Annotated in this window: 14 protein-coding genes; 5 read left to right on the forward strand and 9 right to left on the reverse strand. The window is 40.3% G+C overall.

Annotation, left to right across the window (positions count from 1 at the left end; genetic code table 11):
- Positions 1 to 27 precede the first annotated feature (27 nt).
- The gene (locus ACSLUF_RS16420) at positions 28 to 1509 is read left to right on the forward strand and encodes an ArnT family glycosyltransferase (RefSeq protein WP_435623745.1); all 1482 of its coding nucleotides are present in this window, start codon (positions 28 to 30) and stop codon (positions 1507 to 1509) included.
- Here the strand turns inward: ACSLUF_RS16420 and bioD are convergent.
- Genes bioD through ACSLUF_RS16435 form a run of 3 tightly spaced genes read right to left on the reverse strand, consistent with a single transcriptional unit; the run spans position 1501 to position 3646 of the window.
- Positions 1501 to 2115, reverse strand: coding sequence for a dethiobiotin synthase (gene bioD, locus ACSLUF_RS16425; protein ID WP_435623746.1), 615 nt, complete (start codon positions 2113 to 2115; stop codon positions 1501 to 1503). The genes ACSLUF_RS16420 and bioD overlap by 9 nt on opposite strands.
- Positions 2112 to 2498, reverse strand: a complete 387-nt coding sequence (locus ACSLUF_RS16430) for a DUF2007 domain-containing protein (RefSeq protein ID WP_435623747.1) — start codon at positions 2496 to 2498, stop codon at positions 2112 to 2114. The genes bioD and ACSLUF_RS16430 overlap by 4 nt, the downstream gene beginning before the upstream one ends.
- Complete coding sequence (locus ACSLUF_RS16435) at positions 2495 to 3646, reverse strand: aminotransferase class I/II-fold pyridoxal phosphate-dependent enzyme (RefSeq protein ID WP_435623748.1); 1152 nt, start codon at positions 3644 to 3646, stop codon at positions 2495 to 2497. The genes ACSLUF_RS16430 and ACSLUF_RS16435 overlap by 4 nt, the downstream gene beginning before the upstream one ends.
- A 37-nt stretch (positions 3647 to 3683) precedes the next feature.
- On the opposite strand from ACSLUF_RS16435, the gene ACSLUF_RS16440 reads away from it, so the two are divergent.
- The gene (locus tag ACSLUF_RS16440; protein ID WP_435623749.1) at positions 3684 to 4214 is read left to right on the forward strand and encodes an N-acetyltransferase family protein; all 531 of its coding nucleotides are present in this window, start codon (positions 3684 to 3686) and stop codon (positions 4212 to 4214) included.
- A gap of 51 nt (positions 4215 to 4265) precedes the next feature.
- Here ACSLUF_RS16440 and ACSLUF_RS16445 read toward each other — a convergent pair whose 3' ends face one another.
- From ACSLUF_RS16445 to ACSLUF_RS16470, 6 genes are all read right to left on the reverse strand, one after another.
- Positions 4266 to 4544, reverse strand: a complete 279-nt coding sequence (locus ACSLUF_RS16445; protein WP_435623750.1) for a F0F1 ATP synthase subunit epsilon — start codon at positions 4542 to 4544, stop codon at positions 4266 to 4268.
- A gap of 5 nt (positions 4545 to 4549) precedes the next feature.
- Complete coding sequence (gene atpD / locus ACSLUF_RS16450) at positions 4550 to 6058, reverse strand: F0F1 ATP synthase subunit beta (RefSeq protein WP_435623751.1); 1509 nt, start codon at positions 6056 to 6058, stop codon at positions 4550 to 4552.
- Between the two features lie 161 nt (positions 6059 to 6219).
- Entirely contained in the window at positions 6220 to 8982 is a 2763-nt protein-coding gene (locus tag ACSLUF_RS16455) for a TonB-dependent receptor (protein ID WP_435623752.1), read from the reverse strand.
- Between the two features lie 208 nt (positions 8983 to 9190).
- The gene (glmS, locus tag ACSLUF_RS16460) at positions 9191 to 11038 is read right to left on the reverse strand and encodes a glutamine--fructose-6-phosphate transaminase (isomerizing) (protein ID WP_435623753.1); all 1848 of its coding nucleotides are present in this window, start codon (positions 11036 to 11038) and stop codon (positions 9191 to 9193) included.
- Positions 11039 to 11148: 110 nt separating this feature from the next.
- Positions 11149 to 13020 carry a DUF4270 domain-containing protein gene (locus ACSLUF_RS16465; protein WP_435623754.1) on the reverse strand — a complete coding sequence of 624 codons (1872 nt, stop codon included), beginning with the start codon at positions 13018 to 13020 and terminating at the stop codon, positions 11149 to 11151.
- Between the two features lie 6 nt (positions 13021 to 13026).
- Complete coding sequence (locus ACSLUF_RS16470; RefSeq protein ID WP_435623755.1) at positions 13027 to 13836, reverse strand: glycogen/starch synthase; 810 nt, start codon at positions 13834 to 13836, stop codon at positions 13027 to 13029.
- A gap of 102 nt (positions 13837 to 13938) precedes the next feature.
- Between ACSLUF_RS16470 and panC the strand changes: the two genes are divergently transcribed.
- The 3 genes from panC to ACSLUF_RS16485 are packed head-to-tail and all read left to right on the forward strand — an operon-like array spanning position 13939 to position 16119.
- The gene (panC, locus tag ACSLUF_RS16475) at positions 13939 to 14787 is read left to right on the forward strand and encodes a pantoate--beta-alanine ligase (protein ID WP_435623756.1); all 849 of its coding nucleotides are present in this window, start codon (positions 13939 to 13941) and stop codon (positions 14785 to 14787) included.
- Positions 14788 to 14800: 13 nt separating this feature from the next.
- Complete coding sequence (gene panD, locus ACSLUF_RS16480) at positions 14801 to 15151, forward strand: aspartate 1-decarboxylase (RefSeq protein ID WP_435623757.1); 351 nt, start codon at positions 14801 to 14803, stop codon at positions 15149 to 15151.
- A 2-nt stretch (positions 15152 to 15153) separates the two neighbouring features.
- The gene (locus ACSLUF_RS16485; RefSeq protein WP_435623758.1) at positions 15154 to 16119 is read left to right on the forward strand and encodes a lysylphosphatidylglycerol synthase transmembrane domain-containing protein; all 966 of its coding nucleotides are present in this window, start codon (positions 15154 to 15156) and stop codon (positions 16117 to 16119) included.
- Position 16120: the final 1 nt, after the last annotated feature.

Consider the following 16120-nt stretch of genomic DNA (forward strand, 5'->3'; position numbering starts at 1 on the left):
TTAATCGCCAAAAACCCAGCCCTTCCCTTGTTCGATAAAATCCTTAGCGTTGTAACTCCTGATTATCGGAAATTGAATTGGAAAACCGTGTTACTCCTTCTGTTTTTTGCAGCATTTTTCATTCGATTTCCCTTTTTCTTCAGAGACTACATTGATAGGGATGAGAGTACGTTTATCCTTATGGGGCAATCTTGGGTTGATGGTTTTTTACCATATACCCAGTTATGGGATTTAAAACCCCCTATAACCTTTTTGTTTTTTGCGACTATTATCAAAATTTTCGGTAAGAGTTTTATTGCCATCCGGTTTTTTGGGACACTGCTGGTTGCTTTAACTGCACTGTTCACCTACTTGATTGGCTTGGGAATCACCTCGAAAAAAGTTAGTTTTTGGTGTGCCATGGCCTGTGTATTTCTTCAAAGTAGTTTTGGAAGTCTACAAGGTGTGATGTCCGAACATATTAGCGTCGCTTTTTTTATTGCGGGTGTATATTTTTTGATTTCAAAAAAGCATTTAGTCTGGCATTTATTGGTTGGGGTTCTTTTTGGTTTGTCTGTCATGTCCAAGTTGAATATGGCCTATCCCTTTCTGACTTTGGGAATTTATCTTTTGTGGTCCATTTTTAAGCACAAAGAATATTCCAACGGAATCCCTAGACTTTTTCTGATGGGGATTGGGACAATTTTATTGATAGGGTTAACGGCTCTTCCCTATTACTTAGTTGGGAAATTTGATATTTGGTGGGAATCCATTTTTGAAGCCCCCATCGCCTACTCGGAAGGCAAGCAACATTCCCCTCTAAAAGTTTTACCTCTAGTACTTTTGACAGTTCTATTCTATTATGGCACCTACAAGAAAAGGCTTTTGGACTATGGCCATGTTGGCATTCAAGTTCTTGTTATTGTTTTTTCTGGAATAATTTTATCCTTTGTCCAAGCTGGGAAGGTCAATGGGCATTATTTGATTCAGATTTATCCATTTATTTTGATTCCTGTGGGAATTGCCATTAGCAAGCTTCCTGAAATCAAGAAAAAGTACCAACCACTATTATTACTTCTCATTTTTGTGCCAATGGAAGCATATCTTGAATATGGCAATATAGTATCCACTAAAGTGGAAAAAGGAACTTTTTTTAATGGAGAAGGGATTGAAGTTCCCCAATATATTCTCGATAACCAGTTAGAAGGTCAATCTATCTTTTTTACTGAATACCATATTGGGTATTGGATGCTGGATGCGACACCTCCAACAGTCGCCTCAACACATCCTAGCAATATTGCCCGCGAAGAGCTGTTCCCTTATATGAAAAATCCAAGGGAAACATCCTTGCAGGAACTAAGGCATATTCTTGAAAAAGTTAAGCCCAAGGTAGTGATAGCCCGAAAGGGAAAGCGAATTTTTGATAAAAAGTTTGAAGACCTGAATGCATATATTAACTCCTATTTGGAAGAGCATTATATACTAAAGGAAACAATTGGCCGGGGACTTATCTATCAGCGATTAGAATGACAAAAGTGCGGCTCTAAATTCTTCAGCATATTTCTTCACGACTTCCTTGTCAAAAGTGGATTCTTCGTTTATCCTTCCCAGGAAAGGAACTTTGGTTTTGTTTAATATGATACCCTCTGTGGTTGGATGTTCATTCCCACTAAAAATTATGCCAATATCCAGATTCCTCTCTTGGAGTTTTTCTATGGTAAGGAGGGTATGGTTGATGCTTCCTAAATAATGGCGAGAAACCACAATTACTTTGTAGTCGGCTTCTATAAGGTCATTAATGGTGTCCTTTTCATTTAACGGCACCAACAAACCGCCAGCCCCTTCAATCACCAGATGGTTCTCAGTAATGGGTGGAATTATTTTTTCCAATTCCACTTCAACTCCATCAATTTCCGCAGCGGCATGTGGGCTCATCGGGGTTTGCAAAGCATAGGCATTGGGGTGAATCTTGGTTTTTGCGTTGGAAACAAGTTTTTCAATTTTGTGGCTATCGGAGTGGTCCAAATCCCCGGATTGTATGGGTTTCCAGTAATCCGCTTCCAAAGCTTCTACCACAATCGCCGAGGCAATCGTTTTTCCTACTTCAGTGGATATACCTGTTACGAAAATGGTCATTTGCTAGGTTTTGTTATAAAGTTGCAGTTGAGGCATCTATATTTTTTGGGCTCAAAAAAAGGAAAGAGCTTATAAAAAATACCCTTCCTGGAATAATACACCTCCGATTTTGTGGCTTTGCAATTGGGACAAACAATCAAATCACCGTTTTCATCCACTGCATAATTTCGTACTTCATTAAAGATTTCCTGTGCCCTTTCCCTGTCCGAACCATAGACCTGTAATTTAATCCCACCCAAAGCATTGCTCGCAAATGGGTCAATAGACACGGTATTCTCATCCTTTAAAATCACGGTTATTCCTTCGGACTCCAGTTTACCTTTGATTATTTGGACGTCAGCTAAAAATTCAAAACTCCCTAAGGTCACCAGTTCCTTATTCATAGATGCTCTCTAATCGTTTTAAGTACATTTTCAATTTCTTTCTTAGTATTGAAGGAATGCAAACAAAAGCGTAGTCGCTCCTCACCTATCTTTACTGTAGGCGACAAAATAGGCATCACATCATACCCCTTTTGATTCAAAGTTTTGGAAAGCTTTTTCACTTTTTCATTTCCTTGAACTAACATACAATGAATTGCTGAATCGCTTGGAATAAAACTATCCGCAAGATTCAATCTTTGGATTTCCGCCTTAAAAAATTCAATATTGGCCCGAAGCTGCTCCCTTCTTTTAGAACCATTTTCGTCCAAAAAAGCATAGCTTTCCAGAATCAATGCAAGGGCATGCGGGGGTAAGGCAGTGGTGTAAATCAAGCTACGGGCAAAATTCACCAAATACTCCTTAAGTCCTTTACCTCCTAATATGGCGGCTCCATGACAGCCCAGGGCTTTTCCAAAAGTGATAATCTTAGCAAAAACAGCATCCGAGGTTCCAAACTCTTCCACAAGCCCTTTACCAAAAACGCCAACCGCATGTGCCTCGTCGACAATAAGATGGAAATTTTGTTCGCCACAAAACGCAGCGAACTCCTTTAAGTTTGGAGTATCTCCATCCATAGAAAAAACCGACTCCGTAACAATATAAACCTCGGTATTGGGATTCCTAACCTCAGCAGAGAGTGAATTTTTGATTTTACTTTTTAAACTCTCTAGGTCGTTATGGTCAAATTTGTAGCTTTTTGCATTACTCATTAGAATGCCTTCACGAATACTGGCGTGAATTAGTTCATCGTAGAAAACAAAATCTCCCTTTTGCGGAACTGATGAAAACAACCCTATATTGGCGTCATAACCTGAATTAAAAACAACTGCCGATTCTGATGCATAATAGTCGGAGAGGTGGGTTTCCAAATCATAATATAACGGATGATTCCCTGTTAACAATCGAGAACCAGTAGCCCCGTGTTGTTTTATTTTGGATTGTTCCAGAAGTTTTTGGGCACTTTCCGCAATCCGTTCGCACCTAGCCAATCCCAGGTAGTCGTTGGAAGAAAAATCCACCAAATCTTGCTTTTGGGGCAATTCCCTGAAAGCATTTTCTACTCTTCTCTTTTGAAGTTTTTTCTCCAGTTTTTTTGGAAAATTTGGCATGTTTCAAAAGTACTATCTTTATTGAAATAGGTTGGTAATGATTGTATATAAACAAGCTTCCACAATTGAAGAATTAGAGCAAATTCTAAGGTTGCAACAACAAAACCTACCTAAAAATTTATCTCCTGATGAGATGACCAAGGATGGTTTTCTAACAGTAGAACATTCCTTTGAGCTACTAAAGGAAATGAATGATATGTGTCCTCATATTATCGCCGTGGAAAATGGAGAAGTGGTAGGCTACGCTTTATGCATGCATCCCAAATTTGCGCAGAGTATTGAAATACTTCGACCTATGTTTCATGAAATCAATCAGGTAGTACAAAATAGAAACAACTATATGGTGATGGGACAAATCTGTGTCGCCAAAACGCATAGAGGAAAGGGTTTGTTTCGACAGCTATATACCACAATGCAAACCAATTTACCTTCTGGGTTTGACACCATCATTACTGAAGTTGACACAAAAAACCAACGTTCCATGAAGGCTCATAACGCCGTCGGGTTTGTCGCGCTAAAAAACTACGCTTCAGATGGTAAAGACTGGTCGTTAATTGTATTGCAATAAAAAAGCCGCTTAAAAGCGGCTTTTTTATTTCTTAATATGATGTTCGTAAACTTAGTCAGCTAGGACAATGACTTTGTTATCTTTCATTTCCACCGTTCCGCTGGTGATGGAAAGTAAAGTCTCTCCATTGGCACCTTGCTTGAACTTATTCTGAAAGTCTTCATGGATTTCAATAGAACCCTGAACCTTAACGTCACCCTCTCCCAACAAAGAAACAATAGGTGCGTGGTTTTGAAGCATTTGAAATTCTCCATTAATTCCAGGTACCATAACCGAGGTTACTTCTCCTGAAAACAGGGTTGCTTCTGGGGATACAATTTCTAAATACATACCTATTAAACTTCAGCTAACATTTTCTCACCAGCCTCAATAGCATCTTGGATGGTTCCTTTAAGGTTGAAGGCAGATTCTGGAAGGTGGTCCAATTCACCATCCATAATCATGTTGAATCCTTTTATGGTGTCTTTAATATCAACCAAAACTCCAGGAATACCAGTAAACTGCTCTGCTACATGGAAAGGTTGTGACAAGAAGCGTTGAACTCTCCGTGCTCTACCTACAGCCAATTTATCTTCTTCTGAAAGCTCTTCCATACCCAATATGGCAATAATATCTTGAAGTTCCTTATAGCGCTGCAACAACTCCTTAACACGCTGTGCACATCCGTAATGCTCATTACCCAAGATTTCAGGGGTCAAAATTCTAGAAGTGGAGTCCAATGGGTCCACCGCAGGATAAATACCAAGCTCTGCAATTTTACGTGAAAGTACTGTAGTTGCATCCAAGTGAGCAAAAGTTGTAGCTGGGGCAGGGTCAGTCAAGTCATCCGCAGGAACATAAACCGCCTGTACCGAAGTAATCGAACCTTTTTTGGTTGATGTAATTCTTTCCTGCATCGCTCCCATCTCTGTCGCTAATGTAGGCTGATATCCTACCGCAGATGGCATCCTACCCAAAAGTGCAGATACCTCAGAACCTGCTTGGGTAAAACGGAAAATATTATCCACGAAGAAAAGTACATCCTTTCCTTGTCCATCTCCCGCACCATCACGGAAGTATTCGGCAATTGTCAATCCAGAAAGTGCCACACGGGCTCTAGCTCCTGGAGGTTCGTTCATCTGACCGAAAACGAATGTTGCTTTGGATTCCTTCATGGCTTTTTTATCCACTTTGGTCAAATCCCATCCACCTTCTTCCATAGAATGCAAGAAATCATCTCCGTATTTAATAATACCAGATTCCAACATCTCACGAAGCAAGTCATTTCCTTCACGAGTTCTTTCACCTACTCCAGCGAATACAGAAAGTCCACCGTGACCCTTCGCAATGTTGTTGATTAATTCCTGAATCAATACGGTCTTACCTACACCGGCACCTCCGAACAAACCAATTTTTCCACCTTTCGCATAAGGCTCAATCAAATCGATTACCTTGATTCCGGTAAATAAAACTTCCGTAGAAGTGGATAGTTCTTCAAATTTTGGGGCTTCCCTGTGAATTGGCAGACCATTGTCACCAGTTTTTGGCAAGTCCTCAAGACCATCGATAGCGTCACCAATTACATTGAAAAGTCGTCCATATACATCCTCGCCGATTGGCATTTGGATGGCATTACCAGTAGCATTTACCTGAACTCCTCGGCTCAATCCATCTGTGGAATCCATAGAGATCGTTCTAACCGTGTTTTCACCAATATGGGATTGTACTTCCAATACCAATTTGGAACCGTCTTCTTTATCAATTTCCAAAGAATCGTAAATCTTTGGGATTTCCACTCCGGATTCAAATTCTACGTCAATAACCGGTCCAATAATCTGGGCAACTTTTCCTGTAACTTTAGACATTACTCTATTAATTTTTAATTGAATAGGATAAAAATCTCTCGATTTTTTCGGCTGCAAAGATATACTTTTACTTCTTTAAAGAGAAACTAAAAGAGCCTTTTTTCATCAATAAAAAAGGCGCTGATTTTATCAACGCCTTATCTTTTAATTAAAGTCTTTTTTTAGGGGTTGATAGTCCATGAAACATAGTAAATAGCACCTATCAAACCAGTACCTACAGCCTGGAAATATTCATCAGCCAAAAGGTTGGAACCTCCCGCCTTAAATACTGACTTTATACTGGGAACCGAGTAGTTGATTTGAGCATCCAAAACCGAGTAGGCTGGAACGTCGCCCACTGCAAATGTGGCTTCCCATAGAAAGCTATCACTCCATCTGTAGTTGAAATTGAATCCAAAATTCTTAAACAACTCCGTATTTCCGAAAGAAGCTTTTACTCTATGCTCTGGGGTGTTAAAACTTGTCAAGAAATCTGGGAATCTTTCCCTATCAAAATCAAAGTTGGCGTAAGTATAATTTACCCCCAAATCAAAGTTTCCTAATACTTTGGTATCGACACCTATTGTACCTCCCCAAGAATCCACATCTTGCTGAAGGTTAGTATAGGTCTGGTACACTTCCGTATCGCCATTTTGTAATGCAAGAAGAGAAAGCCCGTTGTCTCCAGCCGTTCCATAAAATGGCACGATTACATTCAAATTAGTAATAAAATTGCTGTAGCGGTTGTAATATCCACTTAAATCTATGGTGAATTTCCCTATCTGTCCTCTATATCCTGCTTCGAAGGTTGTGATTTCCTCCGGTTGCACAACAGGTGTAGTAACAGCTTCTGGTGCTCCACTCAATACCGAACTTACAGAGAAAGCATTTTCGTAAGCTGCTCTTCCCACAATATCCACCGTGGATTGTCCAATCAGATTTTGCCCATCAGGAGTAACGTTGAAAGTCCGAACATCCCTATCCAAGTTATCAGGGGCTGAACCTACTAATGTAGCAGAACCCACATTCAACCCAATAAACAAATCCTGAGTCGTAGGGTTTCTAAATCCTTGCTGCGCTGAAATCCTAATATTGTGATTTCTATTCGCTCCTGCGGTATACCCTAAGGCTACCCTCGGGGAAAAGAAGCCATCAAAGAATTCGTTCTTGTCATAACGCACCGAACCAGTAAATTTTAGTCTATCATCCAAGAATTTCTTTTGTAACTGAGCGTAAGCGCCAAACTCATTATAGGTAATGGGTCCATCAATATCGGTAAAAATCGTTCCCTGAGAATTCAGTTCATATTCTCTAAACGACCCTCCCACTTGGATATCAGCCCAATTATTAATCAAATGCGCCAAATTATAGTTACCATTTACATGTCGGAACTTGGTATTGTCGATAAAACGCGAACCTGTGGTTAGGTCTCCATCAGCGGTAACCCTGTCAAAGGCTGCTTGAAATTCAGGTGTCCCAGGAATCAACCTACCCGTATCGGCTGCCTGTCTTGCGGCAGCATGTGCTGCGGTGGAAGCTTCTTCTCTGGAAAGTCCTCCCTGCTGAATTCCTCCTAAAAAGGTCGGTATATATGTCGCAGCATAATCTGTGAACCATTGAGTGTCACCTTTCCAGCTTCTATTGATATTGATTCCTGTGAATCGAGTATCGTAGGAATCCCCTGCATTCTCAGAAACGATATATCCGCGCAAGAAAAAATTCTTATTCCTTAACTCAATCTTATGCTGTTGAAGGTTAAATGCTCTTACGGCATATCTGTTGGCGCCTTGATAAATGGTATTTCCCCTACCGATTCTTCCTTGGTATATAATTTCAAAATCATCTGCAAAGGGTCTGTAAAACACAGAAAAGTCAGTTTTTACACTTTGTGCTCCATAGTTTACCAAATCCCTTTCTTCATATCCTGTACGCGAAACTTCTGCCGATCCTATGGTTCCTGCGGGTAAACCGGCAGCAGAGTCAAAGTTTAGAATAGTAGAAACTTCATCTCCATAAATGTTTAATCCATCAAATGCAGGATTGGTTCTATCCGCACCTGGTCTAAGAATGTCGTCAGTCCGGACGGCATGCCAATCTTCCCCCTGCAAGAAAGAGAGGTTAGCCTTTACCGCAAATTTATCGCTGAAGGCGTGAGCCGCCCTAATTCCTATATCATAATATTGATTGTCTCCAGCAGCTTCTTGGGAAGTTATACCCGTTTTAGCATAAAAACTAATTCCCTCAAAATCAAAAGGACTTTTACTGGTCATGAACAGAATCCCGTTGAAGGCACCTGCACCGTATAAAGCTGATGATGCTCCAGGCAGGATTTCAACACTTTGCACTTCCAACTCGGACATACCCACTAAATTTCCCAAAACGAAATTCAAACCTGGGGCTGAATTGTCCATCCCATCCACTAGCTGTAGAAATCTGGTATTTGCGAAAGTGGCAAAACCTCTGGTATTTATGGATTGAAAAGTCAAACTATTGGTGTTGATATCAACCCCTTTCAAGTTTTGGAGACCACCGTAAAAAGATTCCGCTGTGGTATTCTTGATGTCTTTAAGTCCAAACCGTTCTACGGATACCGGTGATTCAAAGATTCGTTCAGGAGTTCTAGAAGCTGAAATAACAATTTCGTCCAGTATCGTGGAAGACTCTCTTAGCGTTATGGATAATGTCTGATTGTTAGCGGTAACGTCAGCAACAAAATCAGAGAAGCCAATACTGGTTATTCGCAATTGGAATGGAGGTACTTCAGAAGTATTGAAAGTGAAGTTACCGTCAAAATCCGACGTTGTTCCTTCCGCTTTTCCAACCAGGACCACATTAGCTCCTGGAATGGGCTCATTGTTTTCATCAACTACTTTTCCAGTCACTGTAGTTTGGGCAAAAGTAGCTGCTCCAAATAGCATCATGGAAAAAATTATAAGCTTTTTCATTAGTTTGAATTAGAGTTAAATTAGTTTTAAGTACGAGTAAAACTTTGGATGTGGAATATACATTTTTTTTGGCTCGGTTGACACAAAATTGAAAAAAATTATGCATGCATAATACTTTTTTGCTAGAAAAATATGGGTTTTGCTGTCATTTTAACAAAAAAGGCCCTATAAATAGGGCCTTTTTCATTTTTCATCGATTTTATCAAGGTCACTCTACAGTAACCGACTTGGCTAAATTTCTTGGCTGATCCACATTGCAACCTCGCATTACTGCAATATGATACGACAGCAATTGAAGCGGTATGGTGGTCAACAATGGAGTAAGGCTTTCGGTGGTTTCTGGAACCTCGATAACATGATCTGCAAGCTCTTTTACCGTTTTGTCCCCTTCAGTGACCACGGCGATGATCCTACCGTTCCTTGACTTAATTTCTTGAATGTTACTTACGACTTTTTCGTAATGCCCTTTTTTGGTGGCAATTACCACTACGGGCATTTGTTCATCGATTAGCGCTATAGGCCCGTGTTTCATCTCCGCAGCAGGATAACCTTCTGCGTGGATGTAACTGATTTCTTTTAATTTTAAGGCTCCTTCCAAGGCAACTGGGAAATTGTATCCCCTCCCTAAATAGAGGCAATTGGTGGAATCTTTGTAGATGTCTGCAATATGCGAAACAAGATCATTGGACTCCAAAGCTTTTTCAACCTTAGCCGGAATATTCTCTAGTTCTGTTAAAAACTCATGGAACTGTGGTGATGAGAAGATACCCTTCTCATTGGCCAGTTTAAGTGCAATTAGTGTGAGTACGGTTATTTGTGTAGTAAAGGCTTTTGTCGATGCTACACCAATCTCGGGTCCCGCATGGGTATAGGCCCCAGCATGGGTTTCTCGTGCAATGGATGAACCAACCACATTACAGACACCAAAAACAAAAGCTCCTTTTTCCTTTGCCAATTTTATAGCTGCCAAGGTATCTGCTGTTTCCCCAGATTGTGAGATAGCAATAAGAACATCATTTTCGGTAATTACTGGATTTCGGTATCTAAACTCCGAGGCATACTCAACCTCAACAGGTATACGGGCCAAGTCTTCAAAAATATATTCAGCGACCAATCCTGCATGCCACGATGTTCCGCAAGCCACGATGATAATTCTATTGGCATTTGAGAATTTTTCCAGGTTCTGATCAATCCCCGCCATTCTAATGATTCCCTGATCAGCGAGCAAACGCCCCCTATAGGTATCCAAAATAGCTCTTGGCTGCTCGTAAATTTCCTTGAGCATAAAGTGGTCGTACCCTCCCTTTTCTATTTCCTCAAGGTTAAGCTGAAGTTCCAGTATGTCAGGGTAAGCTATGGCATCATCCTTTATTTTACGCAACTTGATTTCCTTCCCCAATCGGATAATGGCCATTTCTTCATCTTCCAGATATACGGCGTTGTTAGTGAACTCTATAAATGGAGAAGCATCCGACGCAACGAAGTATTCATTTTCTCCTATACCAATGGCCAACGGACTTCCTAATTTTGCAACGACTATTTCATCTGGTTTATTTCTATCGAAAACAGCAATGGCATATGCACCAACGACTTGATTAAGGGCAATCTGTACCGCTTGGCCCAGTTTTACCCCTTCCTTTTTCTTTACCTCTTCTATTAAATTGATAAGTACCTCAGTATCAGTATCGGTTTTGAACTCGTACCCTCTTGAAATTAGCGCTTTTTTAATGGACTCATAGTTTTCTATAATCCCATTGTGGATAATCACTAAATCCCCAGAATTCGAATAATGTGGATGGGAATTGGTATCGTTAGGAACCCCGTGAGTCGCCCATCGGGTATGGCCCAATCCTAAGTTGCCCTCGACATTGTTGTGCGTTTCAGCTTTTTCCCTAAGATCGTCTACTTTTCCCTTGGTTTTCGATACCACAATTTGGCTATCATGATATAATGCAATACCTGCACTATCGTATCCCCGGTATTCCAGTCTTTGTAATCCTTTGATTATGATTGGGTAGGCATCTCTATACCCTATATACCCTACAATTCCACACATAGAAAAAGTTTATTGGTGATTAAAACTCTAAATGTTACGCAAATTTATAAAGCTGGATGTAAAAATAATACTACGTTGGGTTATATAACGTAAAAACTCCACAAAAGGTATTAGTTGGCCTCGGTATAAAAAATCTCGAGCTGCAACCTTCTATCCTCCTCAGAAGCAGATACATTGCTACCAAACAATACGGTACCTAAGGGGTTGATGGTAGACATAAAGGGAACATCTATTTCGGGCTCTACCGTACCTATCCCTTCTGCCACAAAGGGTAGTCCAATATTAGCCGATACTGATAATGCCAGTTTTGCGTTAGCAGAATCCCTTACAATAATATTGTTGATATGATCCGTAATCCTGACGGTGTATCGAAGACCTGTCCCTCCTTCCCTTTCTAAAATGCCATCATAACTGGGAAAAATCGTCAAAGGCTCAAACAATTCGGAAGGGTCAGGGTCCGTAAACCCATTAAATATGGGTTGATTTGTTTCTGCATTGTATAAATACAATCTAGGTGGTTCTATAGTTCCTCCAGCGGCAATCAGTTCTTCCCTATCTACATAAAAGACCAAATTAGCTTCATTGATTATCCAATTATTGGCTCTAATCTGTTCTATAAAGGTCTGCCCTCTTCCCAACGTAGCTTCTTCATCCCCAAAAAGTAGTACATCGGACATAGATCCTGTTCCTCCTTTGAGAAAAATCCTAGAGGCGTTTTCCCCAGTATCCAGCTGACTGGCAATATTTCCTGGTAGTATATCATCCTCAAAGCTGTTCACCGCATTTCCGACAAGTTGATTGTTGAGGTTTTGCAATAGATTCAAGGTATAATCCCTTTCCACTGTCACTATTTCATCCTCCACGGTATCAAAATCCTGAAACGTGTACGTAATTGTAATGGTGGCTTGGGTTAAATCGAATAAAAACATCAGGTCTGGATCCATATCCATGGACTCTACAGCCTCCAACGTAAGTCGCAATCCTCTAAAAAAGTCATTGAAGTTAGCTTCACTCAATAACTCGATATCGCCCTCCTTGTCAATTATATTGGTTTGGAAAAAATCGTTATCCAACGGTACCAAAATGCCTGGATTCATTCTAGACTCCACTTGCGTTGTCTCATCTATTTCTGTATCCGGATCATCCTCTTCATTGAACATAATTATTTCTTCATTGCTTATCCGAAGAGGGCCTTGGCCTGCTGTTGCGGTGTCATAAAGTACTTCTCCTTCGAATCCTGAAAAATCTTGATTGGAAAAATATTCTTGGGCCTCCTCAAAGTTGGAATTGGGGTCCAAATTACGAAGGAAGAAAGTTGACCGCGCCACTCGCAGATTGAAACCGGCATCCAGGTCCCCGAAAATGCTATCCAAATCGAATTGTCTTGGAAACGTATTGGGAACAAAATCATCTCCACTACCATCTTCTGAAGCATCCAAAGGGTTTGAACCCAATATTCTTTCGTCATTGTCATTTACGCCATCATTATCAGAATCTGAAAATGGGTCGTCTGGATCGTCATCAAACTGGTCTTCCACACCATCATTATCAGAATCCCTTTGGGAAGTGGGCGGAAGCTGGAAAGGCAAATACAACCGTACCTCCACAACCGTCTCTTCTTCCGGAATAGTGGATACGCTATCATCGTTATCTGCATTGTCTTCAGTTTCCTGGGACAAATCTCCAAAAGTTGGATTTGCCTGCCGAGAAGGTAATGTTACTTGGGAAACAATACTGGCAGTTCTTGTACCATATATGGGATCGTTATAAGTTCCTAACTGATATAATTGCAATCTATTGGTTTGCACCGCCTGTACTCCTTTATTGAATGCAAAAACATCGTAAACTTCCCTGCCTGTAGTGAATGGTTCACCGGCGATTACGCCCTCGCCAATGGTTCTGAGCTCTTCTTCGCAAGAAAACAGCATTGTCGCAAAAACCATGACAATTGCCAAAGGTTTAATCCCTTTCAAAATTTTCATGTACTTCTATTTTAGAACCTCTGTTTTATAGAAATTGGTGTAAGCCTCTTCTGCCTCTTGAAGTGAAACATAGGGCAAAACGGGTTTGGAAGAGTTGTCAATATGCGTTTTTAGGTCTTCCGACACACCTTCCGAGGCTAAAATAATGGCATCGGAATAATCGGTAGCAACCTTTAACAAATTATTATAGTCGGGCTGGGATAATGCTGAAATGTTATCCTCAGAAATTCCATCAAACTTAATCTTTTCAATCATACCCTTGTCCAGCTCTCCTTCATATCCATTCTCGTAGACGGACAAAACCACCTTGCTATCTGCGAACAAAGGTTCATCGGCATAGTACTTTCGCAAGTAAAGCGGTAGCAAAGAAGCCATCCATCCATGGACATGAATGATGTCGGGAGACCAGTTTAATTTCTTTACCGTTTCAACCACTCCTTTGGCAAAAAATATGGCCCGCTCATCGTTATCCGGAAACAGGTTTCCATCCTGGTCCTCAAAGGTGGCTTTTCGCTTAAAGTATTCGTCGTTGTCTATAAAATATACTTGAATACGTTCTTTGGGAATGGAAGCTACTTTAATAATCAAAGGCATATCCATGTCATTGATCACCAAGTTCATTCCTGACAAGCGAATTACTTCATGTAATTGATGTCTTCTCTCATTTATATTACCATACCTAGGCATGAAAATACGTATCTGCCCACCGTTGCTGTTGACCATTCTTGGGGCTTCATAAGACATTAAAGATACTTGATTCTCAGGGAGGTAGGGCACTAATTCAGAAGATACAAACAATATCTTTTTTCCATTCATAAATCCTTGTTTTTGCTTATCGAAAAAACGTAGCTGCAAAAGTACAAAAATTATGCTGATTACCAGTAATTATAGTATTTTTGCACGCTTTTAATACTCAGGATGCCAATTTTTTACACAAAAAAAGACATGCTTGCTTTCCTCGATACAGAAGGAAACCACAATCAAACCTTAGGTTTGGTACCCACCATGGGTGCATTACATAAAGGGCATCTTTCCTTGGTAAAAAAGGCAATTTCAGAAAATGACAAGGTGGTTGTCAGTATTTTTGTGAATCCTACCCAATTTGACAACCCAGAGGATTTGGACAAATATCCCAGAAGTCTGGATAACGACCTTGAGCTTTTAAAAAAACTTTCAGAGGAAATCATAGTTTTTGCACCTTCTATTGCCGATGTGTATGATTCTCAAGTACGTTCCAAAACCTATGAGTTTGATGGGTTGGATAAAATGATGGAGGGAAAGTACCGAACGGGTCATTTTGAGGGTGTAGGCACCATTGTGGAGCTACTTTTAAGAATTGTAGGCCCTGACAAAGCCTATTTTGGGGAAAAGGATTTTCAGCAACTTCAAATCATTAAAAAACTGGTGAAAACCCAAAATCTTTCTGTAGAAATCATTGGCTGTCCCATTGAAAGGGAACCCAACGGTTTGGCCATGAGTTCCAGAAATGAAAGATTGAGCCAAGAAGTGCGACAAAAGGCTGGTTTCATTTATGAAACACTGAAAACTGCCAAAGTTAAGTTTGGCACGAAAAGTGCAAAAAACATAGTGTATTGGGTAGTCTCTCAATTTGAGAATCATGAGGACTTCAAGCTGGAATACTTTAGTATTTCTGATGAAGAAACCTTAAGCCCAATTCATAAAAAGGAAAACAATAAAAAATATAGAGCCTTTATTGCCGTTTATGCGGATGATATTCGGTTAATAGACAATCTTAAACTCAATTAATTAATTTAGCGCCATGCAGGTAGAAGTTGTAAAATCAAAAATACATCGGGTTAAGGTCACTGGAGCTGACCTCAATTATATTGGTAGTATTACCATTGATGAAGATTTGATGGACGCTGCCAATATTATTCGAGGTGAAAAAGTGCAAATCGTCAACAATAATAACGGAGAAAGACTTGAGACCTATGCTATTCCAGGGCCTCGTGGAACTGGGGAACTTACTCTGAATGGTGCCGCTGCCAGAAAGGTGGCCGTTGGAGATGTTTTAATATTGATAACCTATGCTTGGATGGGTATTGAAGAAGCTAGATCTTTTAACCCAGCACTTGTTTTCCCGAATGAAGAGACCAATCTCCTAACTTAATTTTGAGCCCTTTTCTCAAGAAATTCCTGAAAATTTTTGTGCCCATAGCTTTTGGGCTCTTTTTGGTTTGGTATTCGTATTATTCCACATCCCCTGAAGAACGGGAACAAATCCTTTACTATATCACCCATGCAGATTCTTTTTGGGTAATCATTTCGGTTTGTATTGGAATTTTGAGCCATTTATCCAGAGCTATTCGCTGGAATTATCTTTTGGAACCTTTGGGATATCGTCCTAAAATCCGAAATAACCTTTTTATTGTCCTCCTTTCCTATTTTGCCAATCTGGGCATCCCGAGATCCGGTGAATTTTTAAGGGCAACCGCACTGACCACGTATGAAGGCGTTCCTTTTGAAAAAGGTTTTGGAACCATCGTAACCGAAAGGGTAATTGACTTGTTGATGCTTCTTTTGGTGGTTTTGATTACCCTTGCCCTTCAAACGGATGTTATTTTGGACTTTTTGAACGAAAATGGGGTCAATCTCATAGGTGCTTTTGGCATTTTGGCTGTGGGTATCCTGGGATTGTTTTTTGCCATATGGGTCATTCGCAAATCACAGTCCAAAATCGCCCAAAAGGTTAAAGTCTTTCTGAAGGGTCTTCTTGATGGTGTACTGAGTGTTTTCAAGATGAAAAAAAAGTGGCCCTTTATTCTCCACACGCTTTTCATTTGGTTGGCATACATCGCCATGTTTTGGGTCATCAAATACACCGTTGAAGAAACCCAATCTTTATCCTTGAGTGAACTCTTGGTTGCCTTTATTGGCGGGGCTTTTGCCATGTCCACTACTAATGGTGGAATAGGACTTTATCCTATTGCTGTCAGTGCGGCCTTGGGCATTTATGGCATAAGTTCAGTATCCGGAGATGCATTTGGTTGGATCATGTGGATTTCGCAAACCCTCATGGTCGTCGTTTTTGGGGCAATATCCTTTATTATACTACCGTTATTGAATAGAAATCGGTAGA

Origin of the sequence: Flagellimonas sp. (assembly GCF_965601775.1) — a bacterium.
Taxonomy (GTDB): domain Bacteria; phylum Bacteroidota; class Bacteroidia; order Flavobacteriales; family Flavobacteriaceae; genus Flagellimonas.

What these genes read in the sequence shown, in the direction of transcription:
- ACSLUF_RS16430 (WP_435623747.1), bottom strand. Translation starts at nt 2,498, where the DNA reads ATGAATAAGGAACTGGTGACCTTAGGGAGTTTTGAATTTTTAGCTGAC.
- glmS (WP_435623753.1), bottom strand. Translation starts at nt 11,038, where the DNA reads ATGTGTGGAATTGTAGGGTATATAGGGTATAGAGATGCCTACCCAATC.
- panC (WP_435623756.1), top strand. Translation starts at nt 13,939, where the DNA reads ATGCCAATTTTTTACACAAAAAAAGACATGCTTGCTTTCCTCGATACA.
- ACSLUF_RS16445 (WP_435623750.1), bottom strand. Translation starts at nt 4,544, where the DNA reads ATGTATTTAGAAATTGTATCCCCAGAAGCAACCCTGTTTTCAGGAGAA.
- atpD (WP_435623751.1), bottom strand. Translation starts at nt 6,058, where the DNA reads ATGTCTAAAGTTACAGGAAAAGTTGCCCAGATTATTGGACCGGTTATT.
- ACSLUF_RS16440 (WP_435623749.1), top strand. Translation starts at nt 3,684, where the DNA reads ATGATTGTATATAAACAAGCTTCCACAATTGAAGAATTAGAGCAAATT.
- ACSLUF_RS16455 (WP_435623752.1), bottom strand. Translation starts at nt 8,982, where the DNA reads ATGAAAAAGCTTATAATTTTTTCCATGATGCTATTTGGAGCAGCTACT.
- ACSLUF_RS16435 (WP_435623748.1), bottom strand. Translation starts at nt 3,646, where the DNA reads ATGCCAAATTTTCCAAAAAAACTGGAGAAAAAACTTCAAAAGAGAAGA.
- ACSLUF_RS16465 (WP_435623754.1), bottom strand. Translation starts at nt 13,020, where the DNA reads ATGAAAATTTTGAAAGGGATTAAACCTTTGGCAATTGTCATGGTTTTT.
- panD (WP_435623757.1), top strand. Translation starts at nt 14,801, where the DNA reads ATGCAGGTAGAAGTTGTAAAATCAAAAATACATCGGGTTAAGGTCACT.
- bioD (WP_435623746.1), bottom strand. Translation starts at nt 2,115, where the DNA reads ATGACCATTTTCGTAACAGGTATATCCACTGAAGTAGGAAAAACGATT.
- ACSLUF_RS16470 (WP_435623755.1), bottom strand. Translation starts at nt 13,836, where the DNA reads ATGAATGGAAAAAAGATATTGTTTGTATCTTCTGAATTAGTGCCCTAC.